The sequence below is a fragment of the Nocardia seriolae NBRC 15557 genome, assembly GCF_007990715.1.
GTDB classification, from domain to species: Bacteria; Actinomycetota; Actinomycetes; order Mycobacteriales; family Mycobacteriaceae; genus Nocardia; species Nocardia seriolae.
In genome coordinates this window covers 102,283-121,502 of record NZ_BJWY01000005.1, presented here as the reverse complement: position 1 = coordinate 121,502, position 19,220 = coordinate 102,283, and the positions used below count along the sequence as shown (strand labels likewise).

Genomic DNA, 19,220 nt, shown 5'->3' with positions numbered 1-19,220 from the left:
AGTACTAAGGCCGCAGCCTGCGGAAATTCTGTCCGCGGCGGGCGGGGACGGCCAGGTGGGAAGGTGTGGTGCAGGTGACCGACCAGAAGTACGACGACGAACTGCGCTCGGAGCAGGAGTATGTGGCCGGGCTCTACGAACGCCTGGACGCCGAGCGCGCCCGGGTGAAAGACCGCTACAACCAGACCTTGACGGTGCGCGGCAATGCGACGGTCATGGTGGAACGCGATGCCGAGGCGCGCACGCTGGCCCGCGAGGTGAAGCGGCTGGGTGTGGCCGACAACGGCCTGTGCTTCGGCCGCCTCGACAGTGTGTCCGGCGAACGCACCTATATCGGCCGCATCGGGATCTTCGACGAGGCCGATGAATTCGAGCCGCTGCTGATGGATTGGCGCGCGCCCGCCGCGCAGGCGTTCTATATCGCGACGGCCGCGTGCCCGGAAAACATGCGCCGCCGTCGCCAATTCCACACCCGCGGGCGCGACGTGGTGGATTTCACCGACGAGGTCTTCGGCCGCCCCGGTGACCACGAGCGCGGCGACGCGGCACTGCTGGCGGCGGTCAACGCGCCGCGCGGCGAGGGTATGCGCGACATCGTGGCAACCATTCAGGCCGAACAGGATCGGATCATCCGCCTCGATCACCCGGGCGTGCTGGTGATCGAGGGCGGTCCCGGCACCGGCAAGACGGTGGTGGCGCTGCACCGCGTCGCGTATCTGCTGTACACCCAGCGCGAGCAGATGGAACGCAACGGCGTGCTGGTGGTGGGTCCCAATACCGCCTTCCTGAAGCACATCGGGCGCGTGCTGCCCTCGCTGGGCGAGACGAACGTGGTGTTCACCACCACGGGCGATCTCATGCCCGGACTGCACGTGACCGCCGAGGACGCTCCGGAGGCGGCGCGGCTCAAGGGTTCGCTGAAGATCCTCGACGTGCTGAAGGGCGCGGTCGCCGATCGCCAGCGGGTACCAGAGGAGCCGATCGCCATCGAATTGGCCGATGTCACAGTGCGAATCGACCGCGACATCGCGGGCTGGGCGCGCGAGGAGGCGCGCGCGAGCGGCCGCCCACACAATGAGGCGCGCGCATCGTTCCTCGAGGTGCTGACCTGGGCGCTCACCGAACGCGCCATCACCCGCATCGGAAAAGGCTGGCTGACCCGCGAGGACCGCGACGCGTGGGAGAACATGCGCCGCGATCTGCGCACCGAACTCGCCGAGCACGAGGGCTTCGCCACCGTGATCGAGGAGCTGTGGCCCACGATCACCCCGGAAGATCTACTGTCGGAACTACTTTCGTCACGTGAACGGTTGTCGGCCGCCGCAGCCGACCCCGCCCTCTACCGTGAGGACGGCCAGGCGTGGACCGTCTCCGACGTCCCGCTCCTCGACGAGCTGACCGACCTGCTGGGCCGCGACACCACCGCCGAGGAGGCCGCGGCCGAACGCGAACGCAAGGCCCAGGTCGCCTACGCCGAAGGCGTCCTGAACCTCCTGGTCAACCGCGCCGACCATATGGACGACGAAGACCACCTGTGCGCCACCGACCTCCTCTACGGCGAAGACCTCGCCGACCGCTTCATCGAACGCGACACCCGCGAACTCGCCGACCGCGCCGCCGCCGACCGCGATTGGACCTACCGCCACATCGTCGTCGACGAGGCCCAGGAACTCTCCCAAATGGACTGGCGCCTCCTCATGCGCCGCTGCCCCAGCCACTCCTTCACGATCGTCGGCGACCTCGCCCAACGCAGCTCCCCCGCCGGCGCGACCTCCTGGTCCCAGATGCTGGACCCCTACGTCCCCGGCCGCTGGCTCTACCGCTCCCTGACGGTGAACTACCGCACCCCGGCCGAAATCATGTCCGTCGCCGCCGCCGTCCTGGCCGACTTCGCCCCCGACGTCACCCCACCGGAGTCGGTCCGCGCCTGCGGCGTCCAGCCCTGGGCCCGCCAGCTCACGGCTTCCGAAATCCCCTCCGCCATCGATGATTTCGCCCGCGAAGAGTCGAACCGCGAGGGCACCAGCATCGTGATCGGTCCACCCGGCATGCCCGGCACCGTCCCCGCCGCCGAAACCAAGGGCCTCGAATTCGACGCCGTCCTGGTGGTCGAACCAGAACACATCCTCACCGAAAGCCCCCGCGGCGCAGCCGAACTCTACGTCGCCCTCACCCGCGCCACCCAGCGCCTGGGCGTCCTACACGAGGGCCCCCTCCCCCAGGCCCTCGCCGGACTGGCCACCCCCGCCGGGGTGTACACGTCGGCGTAGAGCTCGGACCCAACTCTGGCTTGATGAGTGCCGCGCGGCGTCATTCGGTCGGTGCGGGCGGTATCCGATATCGATGGGCCGCGGTAATCGTCCAGACCAGATACAGGCACAAGGCCGTCGCCGCCAACCCCACCAGCCAGATACCGCTGAACCCGACACGAAGGGGGACCGACAGATCATCACGCGATGCGAAGGTGCGCGGGGCGCTCCAGGCCAGCGCCAACGCTGCGGCTCCGGGAAAGGTCAAGTACAGCGGGTTGGCCCAGGCTACGAATCGGAGCGGTACACGCGGATGTGCGATCAGCCAATCCTCCCACTGAAGCTCGCCGGGGACCCGTCGGCTCAGGCTCTCCCGGATATAGGTGCCAAGTCGTACGATCCCGAAATGGTGCAGGCTGTGGCGTGCGCAGAGCGCATACGTGGTCAGCGGAAGGATCAGCAGGAACCGCGTCCGGGACGGATTGGACAGCGCGAAGCTGAAGATCGCACCCGCGGTTGTCAACTGAAGCACGAGAATTGCTTGTTGCAATGAGATTCTGGTGTCGATCTCTGCCCGGAGCGCCGCGAACTCGGCCAACGGGCCACACGCATCGTCTCCGATGTCAGCCACGGCCGACAGATCCGATCGAACACGAAAGTAGTTGTCGGCCTGTGGTACTCATCGCGTGCCTCGGCTTCTGCCTGGTCAGATCATGGTGAGCAAGACGTGCGACCGGATACGGGCCGATCCATCCGCCGAGTGATCGCCGAAGTGATCAGACAGCGGATGGACTCGAACCCGTCAGCGCTGGTCTAGACGTCGAAGTAGAGTTCGAATTCGTAGGGGTGGGGGCGGAGGTTGATCGGGGCGATCTCCTGGTTGCGTTTGATGTCGATCCAGGTGTCGATGAGGTCTTCGGTGAAAACGCCGCCCTGGGTGAGGTATTCGTGGTCGGCCTCGAGGCGGGTGATGACTTCTTCGAGGCTGGCGGGGGTTTGGGCTACTTCGGCGCTTTCCTCGGGGGTGAGTTCGTAGAGGTCCTTGTCTACGGGGAGGGCGGGTTCGGTCTTGTTGGTGATGCCGTCGAGGCCGGCCATCATCATGGCGGCGAAGGAGAGGTAGGGGTTGCCCGAGGAGTCGGGGCAGCGGAATTCCAGGCGTTTGGCGGGGCGCTGGTGCCGGTGACCGGGATGCGCACGGCGGCGGAGCGATTGCGTTGGCTGTACACCAGATTCACGGGGGCTTCGTAGCCGGGGACCAGGCGCTTGTAGGAGTTCACCGTGGGGTTGGTGAAGGCCAGCAGGGAGGGGGCGTGGTGGAGCAGGCCGCCGATGTAGTGGCGGGCCAGGTCCGAGAGTCCGGCGTAGCCGGCCTCGTCGTAGAACGACGGTGAGCCGTCCTTCCACAGGGATTGGTGGACGTGCATGCCGGAGCCGTTGTCGCCGAACAGCGGTTTGGGCATGAAGGTGACGGTCTTGCCGCTCTCCCAGGCGGTGTTCTTGATGATGTACTTGTAGAGCATCAGATCGTCGGCGGCGGCGAGCAGGGTGTTGAACTTGTAGTTGATCTCGGCCTGGCCGGCGGTGCCGACCTCGTGGTGGCCCTTCTCCAGTTCGAAGCCCGCGATCTGGAGGTTGGTGCACATGCGGTCGCGCAGGTCGACGTCGGCGTCGTAGGGGGCGACGGGGAAGTAGCCGCCCTTGGGGCGCACCTTGTAGCCGCGGTTGGGGCTGCCGTCCGGATTGAACTTCTCACCGGTGTTCCAGTCGGCCGACGCCGCATCCACCTCGTAGAACGCGCGGTTCATGCTGGTGTCGTAGCGGACCGAATCGAAGATGTAGAACTCGGCCTCGGGCCCGAAGTAGGCGGTGTCGGCGATGCCGGTGGAGCGCAGATATTCCTCGGCCTTGCGGGCCACATTGCGGGGGTCGCGGCTGTAGGCGGCGCGGGTGTGCGGATCGTGGACGAAGCAGTCGATATTGAGGGTCTTGGCGGCCCGGAACGAATCCAGTTGCGCGGTGCGCAGATCCGGCAGCAGCAGCATGTCGGACTCGTGGATGGCCTGGAAGCCGCGCACCGACGAGCCGTCGAAGGCGATGCCGTTGTCGACCAGATCCGGGCCGAACATGCTCGCCGGGATCGAGAAATGCTGTTGTATGCCGGGGACGTCGCAGAACCGGATGTCGACGTATTCGACTTCCTCGGCGTTGATGTAGTCCTGTATTCCGCTGGTGGTAGGGGTGATCACCGCTCGCTCCTCGTGGCCGCGCACGCCTACCCGATCGGACGGCCCGGTCGGGGTCCGGCGGTCCTGTTCGTACTAAGACGATACGACTCCACGATCGCCCGATGGACCCGAATCACACTGCCCACCAAGAGCAATACCGCCTCTCCGAGACTTCAGCGCACAACAGAGAGCCGTCGACCGTTTCGTATGCGGGCCGGCGGTCGAGCGGCAAACCGATTCTGGACGTACCCGGTGAGTTTCCCCAACCGACGCCAAACCAGTTGTTACGTCTCGCGTCGAAAGCACAGTTGTCACTGTGCACAAATCCGCCGGAGCAGATCTTCGCCATTGCCAGTGGACCCCGCCATCGTTTGTGCGGTCTGCTGTAGTTCGTGAGTTCAACACCGGCTGCGGGAACGGCCCCGCGCACCATGGTCGAGGCGTTCCAGGCCAATGTGGCCCGATACCCGGGGGAGGTCGCGCTGCGTACGATGGGCGGCGAGGTCGCCATCACCTGGCGCGAATACGGTGAGCGGGTGCGCGCCATCGCGACCGGTCTGGCGGCGCACGGCATCGGCCCCGGCGACACGGTGGCGCTGATGATGACCAACCGGCCCGAATTCCACCTGTGCGACACCGCGATTCTGCACACCGGCGCGACACCGTTCTCGGTGTACAACACCAACCCGGTGGATCTGCTGGTCTACCAGTTCGGCAACGCGGGCAACAAGGCGGTCATCTGCGAGCGGCAGTTCGCGCCGCAGGTGCTGGCGGCGGTGGCGAAGGCCGCGGCCCAAGGCGTCGTCGTCGAGCTCGTGATCTGTGTGGACGAGGCGCCGGAGGGGTGCGTCCCGCTCGCCGAGATCGAGGCGACCGAGAACCCCGGCTTCGATTTCGAATCCGCTTGGCGGGCGGTGGATCCCGAGGATCTGCTGACCATCGTCTACACCTCCGGCACCACCGGCCCGCCCAAGGGCGTGGAGCTGACCCACACCAATTTCTTCGAAAACGCCCGCGTGGTCGACGAATTCGGTGGCGGCTCCCCCGCCGACCGGGTGATCTCCTACCTGCCCGACGCGCACGCCGCCAACCGCTGGCTCTCGCACTACCTGTCCATCCTGACCGGCGGTCAGATCACCACCTGCCCGGATCTCAAGCAGGTCGCCGCCGCGTTGACCGAGGTGCATCCGACGGTGTTCCTGGGCGTGCCCCGGGTGTGGGTGAAAGTCAAAGCGGCACTGGAGGATCGCTTCGCCGCCGACCCCAGCCCGGCCAAGCGCCGCCTGATCGCGTGGGCCATCGAGACCGGCCGGGCGCGGGCGCGCGCGGCCTCCGACGGGCGCGCCCAGGGCCCGCTCGGCGCGCTGTCATTCCGGCTGGCCGATCGCCTGGTGCTCTCGGCCATCCGGGAACAGCTGGGCCTGGACCGGATTCGCATCGCCGTCACCGGTTCCGCACCGATCCCGAAGGACACCCACGAGTTCTTCCTCGGCCTGGGCGTGCCGCTGTGCGAGGGATACGGCATGACCGAATGCACCGCGGGCGCGACCATGGACCGCCCCGCCCGCATCAAGATCGGCACGGTCGGCACGGCCTTCCCCGACACCGAGGTGCGCATCGCCGCGGACGGTGAGGTGCTGGTGCGCGGCCGCAACGTCATGCGCGGCTACCGCAATGCCCCCGACAAGACCGCCGAGACCGTCGACGCCGACGGCTGGCTGCACACCGGCGATATCGGCGAGCTCGACGCCGAGGGCTTCCTCAAGATCGTCGATCGCAAGAAGGAACTGATCATCAACGCGGCCGGCAAGAACATGTCGCCGACCAATATCGAGAACACCGTCACCGAGAACACCCCGCTGGCGGGCACGGTGGTCGCCATCGGCGAGGGCCGCGCCTACAACACCGCGCTCATCTGCCTGGACCCCGACCTGGCCGCCGCCTTCGCCGAGCGCCACCAGCTAACCGACCGGAGCATTTCCGCCCTGGCGCAGGATCCGGCGGTGCTGAAATCCCTGCAGGAGGGCGTGGACGCGGCCAATGCCAAGCTCTCACGGGTCGAGCAGATCAAGAAGTTCGCGGTGCTGCCGGATGTGTGGCTCCCGGGCAGCGATAACCTGACGGCCACCGGAAAACTCAAGCGCAAACCGATAGCTACCAACTACGCCGCTACTATCGAGTCGCTGTACGGGTAGTAGGAGATTTTGATGCACGCGCGATTGCGGGACCGAGCGCTCGAGGAGCTGTACCGGCGCGCGGTCGTGGCGCGCGAGGACGTCCCGGCGTCCGTGCCGCCCTACCGCACCCTGCCGGAACCGCTGGTGGCCAGCGGTTTCGAACGCGGCACCAAGCTGAATGTGGATCTGTTCTTCGACTTCGTGCGCTCGGGCCGCCCGCCCTCGGCCGAGGACACCCACGAGGTGGTGCAGATCGCGCTGAGCCGGGTGCGCGACGGCGAATCCCTCGAGGATGTGCTAGGCCGCTACAGCCTGGGCGCGGAGTACATCTGGTCGCGGCTCAAGGACACCGCCACCGAGCCGGAACGCGATCTGCTCAATGACGCGGCGGTGTCGCTGCTGCAGTACGTCACGCTGCTCACCACCCGCATCGCCACCGCCTGCGTGGCGCGGGCCCACGATCCGCGCTGGGAGTTGATGGAACGCCGCCGCGCGATCGCCGACGCGCTGCTGACCGGCCGCGATCCCATCGAGTGGGCCGAGGAACCGGCGATCGCGGTCCCGGATGCCTTCCTGTTGGCCGTATTCCGGCTCGGGAGCACCCGCGGCGCGGACACCAGCGAACTGCGGCATCGCGTCGAGGCCATCCCGGGTGTGTTCCTGCGGCTCGACAGTGGCGGCTGGACCGCACTGCTGCCCCTGCAACCCGGTGACGACGGCACCGCGACGCTGGCCGCGCTCTCGGCCCGGCTGCCCGCGCACGGTCAGCTCGCCACCTTCTGGGTCGGCGTGGCCACCGCGGCCTCGCGCGCCGAGGTGCCCGCGGTGTTCGCCGAGGCCCGGGTGCTCGCCGAACTGGGCCGCTGTCTGGATCGCCCGCGGGCGGTGTGCCGGCGCGCGGACCTCATGTTCGAATACACCGTCGCGGCGGGCGGTCCGGCACGCGACGGTCTGGCGGCGGTGCTCGCACCGCTGGACGCGCAGCCGCTGCTGGCCGAGACCCTGGAAGTGTTCGTGGACACCGGGTTCAACCAGCTGGCCACGGCCCGGCTGCTCAATATCCACCGCAATACCGTCACCTACCGGCTGGCCCGCGTGCACGAGCTGACCGGCCTGGATCCGCATCGCCCGACCGACGCCATGACGCTGTCCGCGGCCCGCATCGCCCGCCGCCTCGAGTCCGCGTCGTTCGCACCGTAATCCACCGCGCCCGCCCGCGCGGTCGACCGCACGCCCGGTCGATCGCGCCACCGCTCGATTCCGCCCCGCCTGGTCGAATGCACAATCGCGCGCGTCGCGTTCTTGGCGATTGCCGGTAGCGACGCGCGGGGGCTGTGCGGTGTGCTCAACCCCGACGACGAGGTCGTGCGGTCCGCCACATCGGTGGTGCACACGCAGCGGCCTCCCTACATCCGCAGAGGTAGATCGTTGAGTAGCACCTTCCGTCCGCGTCGCTGCCGTCTGGCGCCGTGGGCCGTCGCCGGTTTCTCGGTGCTGGCCATGACCGTCACGTCCACCACGCCCGCCGGGGCCGCGCCCGTCTTCGGGCCGGTGCCGAACGCGCCCGCGAACTTCGGGCTGCCGTCCGGATACCAGCAGACCCCGGACCGGTACGGCGTGGGTTATCAACTGGGACAGATCGTTCCGCTCTCCGACGGCAACCAGTTGCAGGCCGAGATCCGCTATCCCACCGATCCGGTGACCGGGCAGCGGGCCGAGGGCGAGTTCCCGGTGATCGTCAACTTCACCACCTACGGCGCGGTGACCAGCGCGCTCACCGCGGCCATCACCGGGGTCATCGACGATCTGCGCATTCCGCTGCCGGATCAGCTCAGGGATGTGCGCCGCATCATCAACCAGGCGACCTCCATGCAGGACGTGCTGGTGCGCCACGGCTATATCGAGGTGACCGCGGATGTGCGCGGCACCGGCGGTTCGACCGGCGCGTGGAGCCCGGCCTCCAAGCAGGACGGCAAGGACGGCGCGGAGCTGGTGGACTGGGCCGCCAAGCTGCCCGGATCCAACGGCAAGGTCGGCATGTACGGCTACTCGTTCCCGGGCCTGTCGGCCATGCGGACCGCCGAGACCGTCGGCCCGGATTCGCCGTTGAAGGCGATCGTGCCGTTCGCGGTGCCCAACAACATCTTCGACGAGGTGCTCAATCACGACGGCATGATGAGCCCGCTGCTGCTGACGGTCATCTCCCTCATGGTCCCGTACCTGAGCCTGATCGGCCCGTTCCTGAGCGCGGTGGTGTCGCCCCAGCAGTTCCTGCGCTCGCTCGGCGATCACCTGAACGCCCTGGTGGGCGCGGACACCAGCACCGTGAAGCTGCTGTTCGAGGCCTACACCGGCGGCTCCACCGCCTACGACAACTCCTGGTGGCAGGACCGGCGTTTCGAGACCGACCTGCACAACCTGGTGGACAACGGCATCGCCATGTACCAGGTGGACGGCTGGTGGGATCTCTACCAGGAGGGCGCGGTGCGCAATTACGCGCAGCTGCAGAACCTTTCGGCCGGACGCGATCAGTTCGCGCCGATGGATCCGAACCAGAAGGCCGACGGTCGCTACCAATTGCTCATGGGCCCTTGGTATCACGTCGGCCTGGGCCTGGGCCCGGGCTCGCGCATGGACACCGATATGGTCACCCTCGCGTGGTTCGACCGGTGGCTCAAGGACATTCACAACGGCGTGGACGAGACCTCCACCCCGCTGCACGTCATCGACGCGATGAATACAGCCGCCGATACCGCCCGCTACCCGTTCGAGCAGGCCGCGGTCGCCCGCCGCTATTTCGACGGTGACCGCCTGGTGGCCGACAAGCCCGCTGCCACCGATGCCTCAGATCACTTGGACTACACCGGGATCGACAACATCTGCAATCGCGAGTCGCTGGGCCAGTACACCGCGGGTCTGCTCGATTTCGTCTTCCGCGTCTTCACCGTCTCCAACCCGTGCACCGAGTGGGTGCAGAACCCGACCGCGGGCCCGCGCTACACCATGGACCCGGTGACCGAGCCGACCGTGCTGGCCGGGCCGTCGAGCGTCACCCTGTACGCGTCCTCCACCGGCACCGATGCCGCCTTCCAGGTGTGGCTCGACGATGTCGCGCCCGACGGGAGCGCGGTGAACATCACCGGCGGTTCGCAATTGGCGAGCCAGCGCACCCTGGACCCCGGCAAGACCTGGAGCGCCGCCGACGGCACCGTGTACGCGCCCGAGCACACCGTGCTGAAGGAGAACGAGCAGCTGCTCGCGCCGGGTGACGTGGTGCGGATGGAGATCAAGATCCGCCCCGCCTTCCACCGCCTCGAGCCCGGTCATGCCCTGCGCCTGCGGATCACCTCGGGCACCTTCCCGTCGACGATTCCGAATCCCGCGGATCTGGGCCGCGTGCTGGGGACGTCGCAGCAGATCCAGCGCAATGCCGTCTATCCGTCGGCACTGGTAGCACCCCTGGCACCGGCGGATTCGTTCCGGCACTGATTGTCCGAGCCGGACTTTCCGGTTCGGCTCGAACAGGTTCGCGCGCCATCGACTCCAATTCCCGGACAGCTCGAGCTGAGTCTCGTCCAACCGTCCGGGACGCGGGAACCGCCTACCACGGCACCCGGCGCGCTGCCACCGAGCCTCGTGTGTCTCGGCATCGCCCGAGCGAGCCCGGCGCGCCGACCCCGTCCGGCCGCGGCGTCCCCGCCTACGCCGCGGCCGGTCCCCGTTCCCCGCGTGCGCGAGCCCCCAGCGCCCGCGCGGCGAGTTCCCTGTGGTGCGGGCGGATCCGGTCGGGCGGCGAGCCACAGCGGCCGACATGCACCTCTCGGGGTGCGGGACCAGCGTGCCCACTCACTCGTTCGTGATCGTCGCTCCTTTGCGCCGCCAACAGTCTGAGACAGACTTTTGGCAAAGTCCAGACGTCGTCGCGACCTACCCACGAAGATCGACGCCGTGACACACTGAGACACCCGAAATTTCGGAGGTCCTCCATGCTCGAACCGCGCCAGGGTGGATTGCGGCGATCGCGCCGCCGCACGTCCGAGCCGGACGATCGGCTGCCGACCCGCTCCGCCGTCCGCACCGCCAAGATCACCGCGCTGCCGGTGGCGTACGCGGCGCGCCGGGTGGGGGGTCTGGGACGACGGGCCGCCGGAACCCCTGCGCGCGAGGTCGAGCTCGATATCCAGGCGCGCACCGCGCAGCACATGTTCGAGGTGCTCGGGGAGCTCAAGGGCTGTGCGGCCAAGCTGGGGCAGCTGCTGGCACTCTACGCATTGGCGCTGCCGCCGGAATTGGGCGAGCCGTACCGCGAGGCGCTGACGCGGCTGCAGGATTCGGTGCCGGCCATGCTGCCGGCCGCGGTCGGGGATGCCATGGCCGCTTCTCTCGGCACGGAGTGGCGAGACCGGTTCGCCGAGTTCGAGCTCCGCGCCGCCGCGGCCGCATCGGTGGGCCAGGTGCACCGCGCGGTGTGGCCCGACGGCCGTCGGGTGGCGGTCAAGCTCATGTATCCCGGCGCACGCGCCGCGGTCACCTCGGATCTACGGCAGCTGCGCCGGCTCGCGCCACTGGCAACGGTTTTCGCGCCGGACACGGATATGCGGGCGCTGGCCGACGCCTTCGCCGAGTGCATCAGCGACGAGCTCGACTATGTGAAAGAGGCTGCGACGCAGCGGATCTTCGCCGCCGCCTTCGCCGACGACCCGGAGTTCGTCATCCCCGAGGTCGTGCACCAGGAGGGTGATGTCCTGGTCACCGAGTGGCTGGACGGCATCCCGCTGCACCGCGTCATCGCCTCGGGCGACCCGGCCGAACGCGATCGGTCGGGGCTGCTGGTGACCCGGTTCGTCATGTCGAGCTTCGCCCGGACGGGCCTGGTCTACACCGATCCGCATCCGGGCAATTTCCGGGTGCTGCGCGACGGCCGCCTCGGCGTACTCGACTTCGGCGCGTGCACGCCGTTCCCGGCCCGGTTCCCCGCCCTGTCCGGCGATATCGGCGACGCCGCGCTCAACGGCACCGACGCAGATCTGGAGGCGGCGCTGCGCAGGCACGGATTCGTGCGCCCCGAACGGGAATTCGACATCGCGGCCCTGATCGCCCTGATCGCCCCGATCCGAGATCTGTTCACGCAGCGCGAGATCCACCTGACCACGCCCTGGCTGCGCAGGCAGGTGCGCCGCACCACCGACCCGAGCCTGTCGAACGTGGCCCGCCACCTCACCATGCCCGCGGAGTACACGCCCATCGGCCGCACCATCCTCGCCGGGGCAGGACTGCTGTGCCAGCTCGGGGTGCGGGGTCCGCTGCGCGACGAATTCACCCGGCCGCTACCGGAATTGGCCGCCGCCGTGGAGCGCTTCCACCTCGGCCAGGGCCCGGCCGACGCGGGCCGCCCGTCCATCGTGGTGCCGCTGCGGCCTACAGGTGCATCCAGTTCGGCCACACCTGTGACCACGGTTTCTTCCGGCCCGAGCACACCCAGATGGTGACGTCCTGGGTGTTGCCCTTGAATCCGAGCCGGGTGTCGATCTTGCCGACCGGCGCGACGTGGTCGAACTGGCTGCGCAGCACCGCCTCGTAACCGCCGACCGCGATGACCGCCGAGGCGTCGTCGGGCGGGGTGCCGACATAGCCGAAGCCGCGGCTGGGACTGTAGATCGGCGGTAGCTCCGACCGGCCCAGTTCGTCGAGAGCGCCGGCCTGCCAATAGGTGTCGGTGATGATGACGGCGTGCTCGCGTTGCGGCGGCGGCAGTTCGCCGTAGGCGCGGATCACCTCGTCGGTGAGCTCGTGCCAGCCGAAGGATCCGTACACGCCGATATTGATGGCCGCCTCGGCGTCGTCCTTGGGTGGGCGCACCTGGTCCGCGGGCCGCCAGGGCGTCGAGTACAACGTGAAAGCCGTTGCGCCCACGGCCAATACGGCCACGAAGCCCAGCAGCACCCGCCGCCACACCGGTTTCAGCCGTTCGGCCGTCCCGGCCACGCCCACCGCGCCCGCCGCGATCATGACCGCGTACATGCCCGCCGCGTAGTAGATGCGCCCGCCCGTGATCAGGAACGCCGCGTACAACAGCAGCAAGGTGACACCGACAAATCGATACGGCCGCAACGTATCCCAGCGCAGCAGCACCCACAGTCCCCACAACAGCAGCAGCGCGCCGAGATACCCGGCCAGGCTCACCGACATCGGCACGAACAGCAGCCGCCCGCCCAGGATTCCCTGTTCGGCCCCGATCACCCCGCCCATCTTCAGCTGCGGCCAGGAATGCCGTGCCTGCCACAGCAGTTCGGGCACGGTCGCGATCACCACGATCGTCCCGCCCGCCCACAGCAGCGGCCGCCGCACCAGCTCGCGCGGCCCGCACAGCAGGCTGCTCGCCGCAACCGCGATCCAGAAGAACGGGATCAGCCACTTGACCTGCATGTCCACCGCGGTCAGCAGTGCGGCCGCGAGCAGCAGCCGGTCGTCGCGGGTGCGCACCCAGCGCACGATGAGCCAGGTGATGATCACCCACAGCGCGGTGTCCACGGCGTTGGTGGTGAGCATCGCGCCCTGCAACAGCAGAAACGGTGAGCTGGCGTAGCCGAGGGCGGCCAGCGCCTGCGCCCGGCGTCCGCCCTCGAATTCGCGGGCCAGCATGGCGCACAGCACGATCGCGGTCACCGTCAGCGCCACCGCGGGCAGGCGCAGCACCAGGAACGATCCGGGTGCGATGGTGTCCATCAGCCGGGCCAGCAGCGGCAGCACCGGACCCTGGTCGGCGTACCCGAACGAGGGCCGCCGCCCGGCCGCCAGGAAATACAGCTCGTCACCGAAGTACCCGTAGCGCGACGCCGACCCCACCAGCACCATCGCGGCCGGAACCGCGACCGCCGCCACCGTCCACCACGCCATGGGCGGCCGCTCCAAGGCCTTGGCATGGCGCCCCGGGCCGTTGGGCCGGGCCGGGCGATCCACCACATCGGTCACTGGGGCGCTCCTCGACGGCGGGTCATGGTGCGGACACACCAGAATCTACAGCGTATTTCCAGCAAATCCGGTACCCGGCGCAACTCCCGTGCCGGTGCGTATCCGGGCCTATACTCGATCCCGGGATGACTGCCGCGCAACGCGTTTGAGCGAAGGAGGCCGGCATGACCGAGCAAACCCCGGGCGCCAATCCCTACGGCACCCCGACCACCACCGGGCCGGAACCGATCCGCTCGTACCAGAACATCGTCAATTCCATCATCCGCAGCCTGCTGAAGGTGCCGCTGCTGGCACCGCAGGTCGGCAAGCGCCTGTGTGTGCTGCACGTCGTCGGACGCAAGTCCGGCAAGGTGTACGACGTACCCGTCGCCTACACCCGTCACGACGGCGATCTGCTCATCGGCACCGCGAAGCACCCGTGGGTGAGCAATATCCGCAAGGGCACCCCGATGCAGGTGTCCTTCGGTGGCCCGAAGCGCACCGCCGATGCCGAGGTGCTCACCGATGCCGAATCGGTGGTGCGCCTCGCCGAGGCCATCGCCCGCGACAACAGGCATTGGGCCGAGTTCAACGGCATGGGCATCGACGCCGACGGCAATCCGAGCAAGGCCGACGCCTACCAGAGCTGGCAGCAGGGCACCGTGATCATCCGGCTGACGGTGCGCTGAGCGCCGCACCGAGCGCGTGGCCGGGTCAGTCGACGCGGCGGGCCTGCACGTAGTCCTCGGCGTTCAGGCCCACCAGCACCTGCCGCACCAGCGGCGGGGCCCAGGAGGCGGAGGCGTCGTGCCCGAGCACCGGATCGGTGAGCACCACGGTGCGCCCGCGGGTCTCGAACTCGAAGGTGCCCGCGGCGCGAATGTTCTTCAGCCAGTCCACGTCCCGCCCGTAGGTCAGGGCGATGCGGTACCCGCCGTCGCGCTCGAACACCATGACCGGGGACCGGTACACCCGCCCGGATTTGCGGCCGCGATGGATCACGATGCCGAAGAACGGGGCGACCCGGGCCAGCACGCCCAGGATCGGGTTGCTGATCTTCCGGTTGATCCGGGCCAGAGCCTGCGGCAGCGGCATGGATTCGTCCTCCCTGACGAAAACGTTTGCGCCCCTGAGGCTACGCCGCCGCCGGTCCCGGCGCTGGGCATCGCTAGGGTGACGTTCGGGGCGCCGGATGGCACGGCGCGGCGGCGAGGAGAGCGATGTCGGAGATGATCGCGGTGTACGACGCGACCGGTCGTGAGATCGGCGCGCAGGAGCGCGCGGTGGTGTACGCCGAGGGCCTCTGGCACGCCAGCGCGGGCGTGCTGGTGCGCTCGCTCGACGGGTCGAAGGTGTACGTGCACAAGCGGACCGATACCAAGGCGGTCTTCGCGGGCATGCACGACTGCCTGGCGGGCGGGGTGCTGGGACCGGGCGAGGATCCGGCGGCGGCCGCGGTCCGCGAGCTGGGCGAGGAACTCGGCATCGAGGTGGGGCCGCACGAGGACGGTCCGCTGCCGCTGGCCGGCGCGTCCTGGGACGGCGAGTGGGCCGGGCGGCCGATGCGCTGCCATCTGTTCGCCTACGAGCTGCGCTACGACGGGCCGATCCGGCATCAGCCCGAGGAGATCGCGGACGGCTGGTGGTGGACCGACGACGAACTGCGCTCGCATCTCGAGGACCCGGCCTGGCCGTTCGTGCCCGACACCCGGGTGCTCATCCCGGATCTGCTGCGCTGAATCCGGCATCCGCACAGCCGATCCCGGACGAACGCCGACGGCCCATCGAACCCGCGCGATTCGATGGGCCGTCGTGCTACTGCGGCGCAGGCGTCAGTGCGCGCCCGTGCTGCCCGTGAACAGACCCTGGATGGTCTTGATCAGAACCGTTGCCAGGAAATCCGAAGCGGAACCGGACACGTGCTTCTCCTCATCTTTCGAACGACATGTCGAGCATGTGAATCATGCACGGTTCACATTCGCGAGGAGACTGTTTCCGCAGGAAATTTTTCCCCGGCCCGACCGGAGCTACACGGTAGAACGGGTTCCATCAGCAATTATATCGGTTTGATAAATATATGACTTAGATCACAGGACTATCCGGACGAAGCACTCGAACCGACCCAGGACGCGAACGCGCCGGGGTTGCGGGTCTGGAGCAGCACCCGGCCGGGACCGGTGAAATCGAACACCAGACCCTCCCCGGATTTCAGCGACTGGAGCGAACGGCCCGACACCGCGCGGCGGATGGTGAAGTTCATGGCGAGGTCGTAGGCGACCACGTGCCCGGTATCGATGGTGACCGGCTCCCCCGGCCCCAGGTCGATGACATCGATGGCCCCGAACACCCCCAGCACCACCTCGCCCTGTCCCTGCGCGCGCAAGCCGAATCCGCCCTCCCCGCCGAACAGATTGGCCAGCCCGCCCCACTTGGCCTCCACGGTCACACCGTGCGAGTTGGCGATCCAGCCGCCGCGGCTGATGAAGAAGGGCCGGTCCGGGGTGATCGACAGGGCGAGCATGTCGCCGGGCAGTGCCGGGGCCACGTCGACCCACCCGCCCTGTGCCGGCGCGGTGAAGGTGGACACGAAGAACAACTCCCCGGCCAGCACCGAGCGCTTGAGCCCGGCCAGGATACCGCCTTCGGCCTTGGCGGCCAAGGTGACTCCCGCCGAGTGGGCCACCATGGCCCCGCTCTCCACGCGCATGGGTTCGCCCCCGGCCAGGAAGCAGCGGGCAATGGTCGAGGACGGATTGTGCCGCAATTCCACCTTCATGCCGCGACCATAACAGTGCCGACCGACGCGGGGGCGAACCTCACGAATGCGCTATTTGCCGCCCTCGGTGAGCGCGACCGGCTGTGCGGCGTGAGACCTTCCGGTCACGTCGACGCCCTGGGACTTCAGCAGATCCAGTGCCTTGGTGACGTATTCGACGCTGTAGGCCGAGGCGTCGGGATCCTTGGTGAGGACGGTCTTGCCCTCCTGGTTGCGGGTGGTCTCGGCGATGGCGACGGTGCGGTCCCAGGCGCTCTTGTCGATCATCCCGATCCCGTTGGGGGACGGCCAGATCAGCTTGTTCACCTCGGTGATCTGCCACTGCTGGTGACTCGCGCCGAGGGTCGATCCGGCGGCGACGGTGAGGTCGCGGCACTTGTCGACATTGTCGCGGCAGTACGCCCACCCCTTCAGGGAGGCGGCGATGAATTTCACCGTCTGGTCGGAGTATTTGGTGTCCTTCAGCTTCTCGGTATTGGCCCAGATGGCGTCCTGGAGCATGGCCACGCCCTGGTCGTTCCAGTCCAGGGTGGCGAAATCGGCTGCGGTGTAGAGCTTTCCGGTGGCCGGGTTCTTGACCTCGAGCAGCTGCGCGTACTCGTTGTAGGACATGGCCTGGGCGGCGTCGATGTCGTGGGCGAGGAAGGCGTTCATATCGAACTGCTGCTGCACCAGGGTGACGTCCTTGGCCGGGTCCAGGCCCGCCTTGGTCATGCCCGCGAAGAGCTCGAACTCATTGCCGTAGCCCCAGTTTCCGACCTTCTTGCCCTTCAGGTCGGCCGGGCCGTTGATGCCCGCGCTCTTGAACGACACCTGTTTGGTGCCCGAGCGCTGGAAGATCTGGGCGACGTCGGTGATGCCCGCGCCCGCCTCGCGGGAGGCCAGGGCCTTGGGCACCCAGGCGATGGCGTAGTCGGCCTGGCCCTGGGCGAGCACGGTCTGCGGGACGATATCGGTTCCGCCGTCGAGGATCTGGACGTCGAGGCCCTGTTCCTTGTAGAAGCCCTGGGAGACTGCGGCCAGGTAGCCCGCGAACTGGCCCTGCTTGAACCACTGCAGTTGCAGCTTGACCTTGGTGAGTCCGTCGGCGGTGGTGGAGTTGTCGGTGGTGCTGCATCCGGACAGCGCGGCGATGGCCAGGGTGGCGGCGGCCAGTACTGCCCGGACCCGGAATCTACGGCTGGTACTTCTCATTTCGTTCTCCCAAGGATGGTGCGGGGTCTGCGGGTGAGTTGTTCGAGGAACAGCACGGCGGCCAGGAACACCAGGCCGAGGATCATGGCGGCGACCACGTAGGCCCAGGCGCGCGGGTAGGCGGTATTGGCGGCCGCGGAGGTGATGCGGCTGCCCAGCCCGTGCTGCAGGCCGCCGAAGTACTCGGCGATGATGGCCGCGATCACCGCACCGGGCGCGGCGATGCGCAGGCCGGTGAACAGGTGCGGCAGCGCGGCGGGCAGTCGCACGGTGCGGGTGATCTGCCAGCCGGTGGCGGCGTAGGCATGCATGAGGTCGGCGTGCACGGCCGACACCTGACGCAATCCCCGTGCGGCGCTGACGAAGACGGGGAAGAAGACCACGATGGTGGCGACCAGGCGACGCGGCAGGTCGGTGGTGGTGGAGTACATGGAGTTCAGCAGCGGGGCCAGCGCCACGATGGGCACCGCGGCCGCGCCCGCCGCGAGTGCCCCCAGCACGCCGTCGACCACCCGGAACCGGACGGCCACGATGGCCGCGGCGATGCCGAGCACCGCGCCCGCCAGCAGACCGGCCAGCGCGTTCTTGCCGGTGGCGAGGGCCGCCTCGAGGATGGCGTGGTGATTGTCGCCGAAGGCTTTCGCGATGGCGCTGGGCGCGGGCAGCAGGAACGACGGGACGCCCGCCGCGACGGTCAGCACCTGCCACAGCACGAGCAGGACGACGCCGAAAAGCACTGGCGGCAACCAGGTTCTGAGGACGCGGGTCATCGCATGTCCCGTCCTGCGGTGCTTTTCGGCGTGCCTGCGCCGCCGTGCCCCTCATGCAGGGCGGCGCGGACCGCGGCCACGGCGGAGAAGAACTCCTCGCCCGACCGCACATCGTCTTCGCTGTCGCGGTCCCAGCCACCGGTGGCCAGTACCTCGGTGATGCGGCCGGGGCGCGGGGACATGACCACCACGCGGCCGGAGAGGAACACCGCCTCGGGGATGGAGTGCGTCACGAAAAGCACCGCCGCCCCGGTCTCTTCGGCAATGCGCAGCAGTTCGCCCTGCATGCGTTCGCGGGTCATCTCGTCGAGGGCACCGAAGGGTTCGTCCATGAGCAGCAGCGGTGGCTTGCGGGCCAGGGCGCGGGCGATGGCGACGCGCTGCTGCATGCCGCCGGAGAGCTCGGCGGGAAAGCGGCGCGCGAAATCTCCGAGCCCGGTGATCTCGAGCAATTCCGCGCTGCGGGCGCGCCTTTCCTTCTTCCCGACCCCGTGCAGTTGCAGCGGCAGTTCGACGTTCTCCTGCACGGTCCGCCAATCCAGCAGTCCGGCCTGCTGGAACGCGATGCCGTAATCCTGGTCCAGGCGGGCCTGCCGGGCCGTCTTCCCGTGCACCACAACGGTTCCCGAGCTGGGCTGCTCCAGGTCGGCGACGATGCGCAGCAGGGTGGACTTGCCGCAGCCCGACGGGCCGATGAGGGAGACGAACTCCCCGGCGGCGACGGTGAGGCGCACGTCCTCCAGGGCGGTCACCGCGCCTGCGGTGAAGATCTTTCCGACGTCGCGCAATTCGACGGCGGGCACGGCCTGCGCCGTAGCCGGATCCGGGGTGGACACGGATGCCTCCACGGTCACGAGGTACCTCCGGGTAGCAGA

Annotated in this window: 14 protein-coding genes and 1 pseudogene; 7 read left to right on the top strand and 8 right to left on the bottom strand. The window is 68.4% G+C overall.

What is annotated here, in order from left to right:
* Window positions 1-74: 74 nt before the first annotated feature.
* Complete coding sequence (helR, locus tag NS2_RS02805) at window positions 75-2,270, top strand: RNA polymerase recycling motor ATPase HelR (protein ID WP_172416881.1); 2,196 nt, start codon at window positions 75-77, stop codon at window positions 2,268-2,270.
* A 40-nt stretch (window positions 2,271-2,310) separates the two neighbouring features.
* Here helR and NS2_RS02800 read toward each other — a convergent pair whose 3' ends face one another.
* Both NS2_RS02800 and glnA read right to left on the bottom strand, forming a co-directional pair.
* Complete coding sequence (locus NS2_RS02800; protein ID WP_033085370.1) at window positions 2,311-2,880, bottom strand: hypothetical protein; 570 nt, start codon at window positions 2,878-2,880, stop codon at window positions 2,311-2,313.
* Window positions 2,881-3,062: 182 nt separating this feature from the next.
* A pseudogene (glnA, locus tag NS2_RS02795) lies at window positions 3,063-4,498 on the bottom strand (type I glutamate--ammonia ligase).
* Between the two features lie 410 nt (window positions 4,499-4,908).
* Here glnA and NS2_RS02790 point away from each other — a divergent pair.
* The 4 genes from NS2_RS02790 (at window position 4,909) to NS2_RS02775 (ending at window position 12,143) form a co-directional block, all read left to right on the top strand.
* Window positions 4,909-6,672, top strand: a complete 1,764-nt coding sequence (locus tag NS2_RS02790; protein WP_033085371.1) for an AMP-dependent synthetase/ligase — start codon at window positions 4,909-4,911, stop codon at window positions 6,670-6,672.
* 12 nt (window positions 6,673-6,684) lie between these two features.
* A complete protein-coding gene (locus NS2_RS02785; RefSeq protein ID WP_052085946.1) occupies window positions 6,685-7,854 on the top strand; it encodes a PucR family transcriptional regulator in 1,170 nt (389 codons plus the stop codon).
* A gap of 228 nt (window positions 7,855-8,082) precedes the next feature.
* Window positions 8,083-10,143 carry a CocE/NonD family hydrolase gene (locus NS2_RS02780; protein WP_147207066.1) on the top strand — a complete coding sequence of 687 codons (2,061 nt, stop codon included), beginning with the start codon at window positions 8,083-8,085 and terminating at the stop codon, window positions 10,141-10,143.
* A 497-nt stretch (window positions 10,144-10,640) separates the two neighbouring features.
* The gene (locus tag NS2_RS02775; protein ID WP_052085947.1) at window positions 10,641-12,143 is read left to right on the top strand and encodes an ABC1 kinase family protein; all 1,503 of its coding nucleotides are present in this window, start codon (window positions 10,641-10,643) and stop codon (window positions 12,141-12,143) included.
* On the opposite strand, the gene NS2_RS02770 is transcribed toward NS2_RS02775, so the two are convergent.
* Entirely contained in the window at window positions 12,073-13,626 is a 1,554-nt protein-coding gene (locus NS2_RS02770; RefSeq protein WP_228102776.1) for a glycosyltransferase family 39 protein, read from the bottom strand. The genes NS2_RS02775 and NS2_RS02770 overlap by 71 nt on opposite strands.
* Window positions 13,627-13,790: 164 nt before the next feature.
* Between NS2_RS02770 and NS2_RS02765 the strand changes: the two genes are divergently transcribed.
* The gene (locus NS2_RS02765) at window positions 13,791-14,294 is read left to right on the top strand and encodes a nitroreductase family deazaflavin-dependent oxidoreductase (protein ID WP_155239616.1); all 504 of its coding nucleotides are present in this window, start codon (window positions 13,791-13,793) and stop codon (window positions 14,292-14,294) included.
* A gap of 25 nt (window positions 14,295-14,319) precedes the next feature.
* On the opposite strand, the gene NS2_RS02760 is transcribed toward NS2_RS02765, so the two are convergent.
* Window positions 14,320-14,700, bottom strand: a complete 381-nt coding sequence (locus NS2_RS02760) for a nitroreductase family deazaflavin-dependent oxidoreductase (protein ID WP_033085373.1) — start codon at window positions 14,698-14,700, stop codon at window positions 14,320-14,322.
* 125 nt (window positions 14,701-14,825) lie between these two features.
* Between NS2_RS02760 and NS2_RS02755 the strand changes: the two genes are divergently transcribed.
* A complete protein-coding gene (locus NS2_RS02755; protein WP_033085374.1) occupies window positions 14,826-15,344 on the top strand; it encodes an NUDIX hydrolase in 519 nt (172 codons plus the stop codon).
* A 356-nt stretch (window positions 15,345-15,700) separates the two neighbouring features.
* Here NS2_RS02755 and NS2_RS02750 read toward each other — a convergent pair whose 3' ends face one another.
* Genes NS2_RS02750 through NS2_RS02735 form a run of 4 tightly spaced genes read right to left on the bottom strand, consistent with a single transcriptional unit; the run spans window position 15,701 to window position 19,199 of the window.
* On the bottom strand, window positions 15,701-16,381 hold the full coding sequence (locus NS2_RS02750) for a TIGR00266 family protein (RefSeq protein ID WP_036549738.1): 681 nt from the start codon (window positions 16,379-16,381) through the stop codon (window positions 15,701-15,703).
* Between the two features lie 51 nt (window positions 16,382-16,432).
* On the bottom strand, window positions 16,433-17,575 hold the full coding sequence (locus NS2_RS02745) for an ABC transporter substrate-binding protein (protein ID WP_033085376.1): 1,143 nt from the start codon (window positions 17,573-17,575) through the stop codon (window positions 16,433-16,435).
* Window positions 17,572-18,345 carry an ABC transporter permease gene (locus NS2_RS02740; protein ID WP_033085377.1) on the bottom strand — a complete coding sequence of 258 codons (774 nt, stop codon included), beginning with the start codon at window positions 18,343-18,345 and terminating at the stop codon, window positions 17,572-17,574. The genes NS2_RS02745 and NS2_RS02740 overlap by 4 nt, the downstream gene beginning before the upstream one ends.
* Window positions 18,342-19,199 (bottom strand): ABC transporter ATP-binding protein, encoded by an 858-nt coding sequence (locus NS2_RS02735; protein WP_045436058.1) that lies wholly within the window; start codon window positions 19,197-19,199, stop codon window positions 18,342-18,344. The genes NS2_RS02740 and NS2_RS02735 overlap by 4 nt, the downstream gene beginning before the upstream one ends.
* Window positions 19,200-19,220 lie beyond the last annotated feature (21 nt).

Coding starts and splice junctions, on each gene's coding strand:
- NS2_RS02790 (WP_033085371.1), top strand. CDS start 4,909: ATGGTCGAGGCGTTCCAGGCCAATGTGGCCCGATACCCGGGGGAGGTC.
- NS2_RS02785 (WP_052085946.1), top strand. CDS start 6,685: ATGCACGCGCGATTGCGGGACCGAGCGCTCGAGGAGCTGTACCGGCGC.
- NS2_RS02775 (WP_052085947.1), top strand. CDS start 10,641: ATGCTCGAACCGCGCCAGGGTGGATTGCGGCGATCGCGCCGCCGCACG.
- NS2_RS02765 (WP_155239616.1), top strand. CDS start 13,791: ATGACCGAGCAAACCCCGGGCGCCAATCCCTACGGCACCCCGACCACC.
- NS2_RS02760 (WP_033085373.1), bottom strand. CDS start 14,700: ATGCCGCTGCCGCAGGCTCTGGCCCGGATCAACCGGAAGATCAGCAAC.
- NS2_RS02755 (WP_033085374.1), top strand. CDS start 14,826: ATGTCGGAGATGATCGCGGTGTACGACGCGACCGGTCGTGAGATCGGC.
- NS2_RS02750 (WP_036549738.1), bottom strand. CDS start 16,381: ATGAAGGTGGAATTGCGGCACAATCCGTCCTCGACCATTGCCCGCTGC.
- NS2_RS02745 (WP_033085376.1), bottom strand. CDS start 17,575: ATGAGAAGTACCAGCCGTAGATTCCGGGTCCGGGCAGTACTGGCCGCC.
- NS2_RS02740 (WP_033085377.1), bottom strand. CDS start 18,345: ATGACCCGCGTCCTCAGAACCTGGTTGCCGCCAGTGCTTTTCGGCGTC.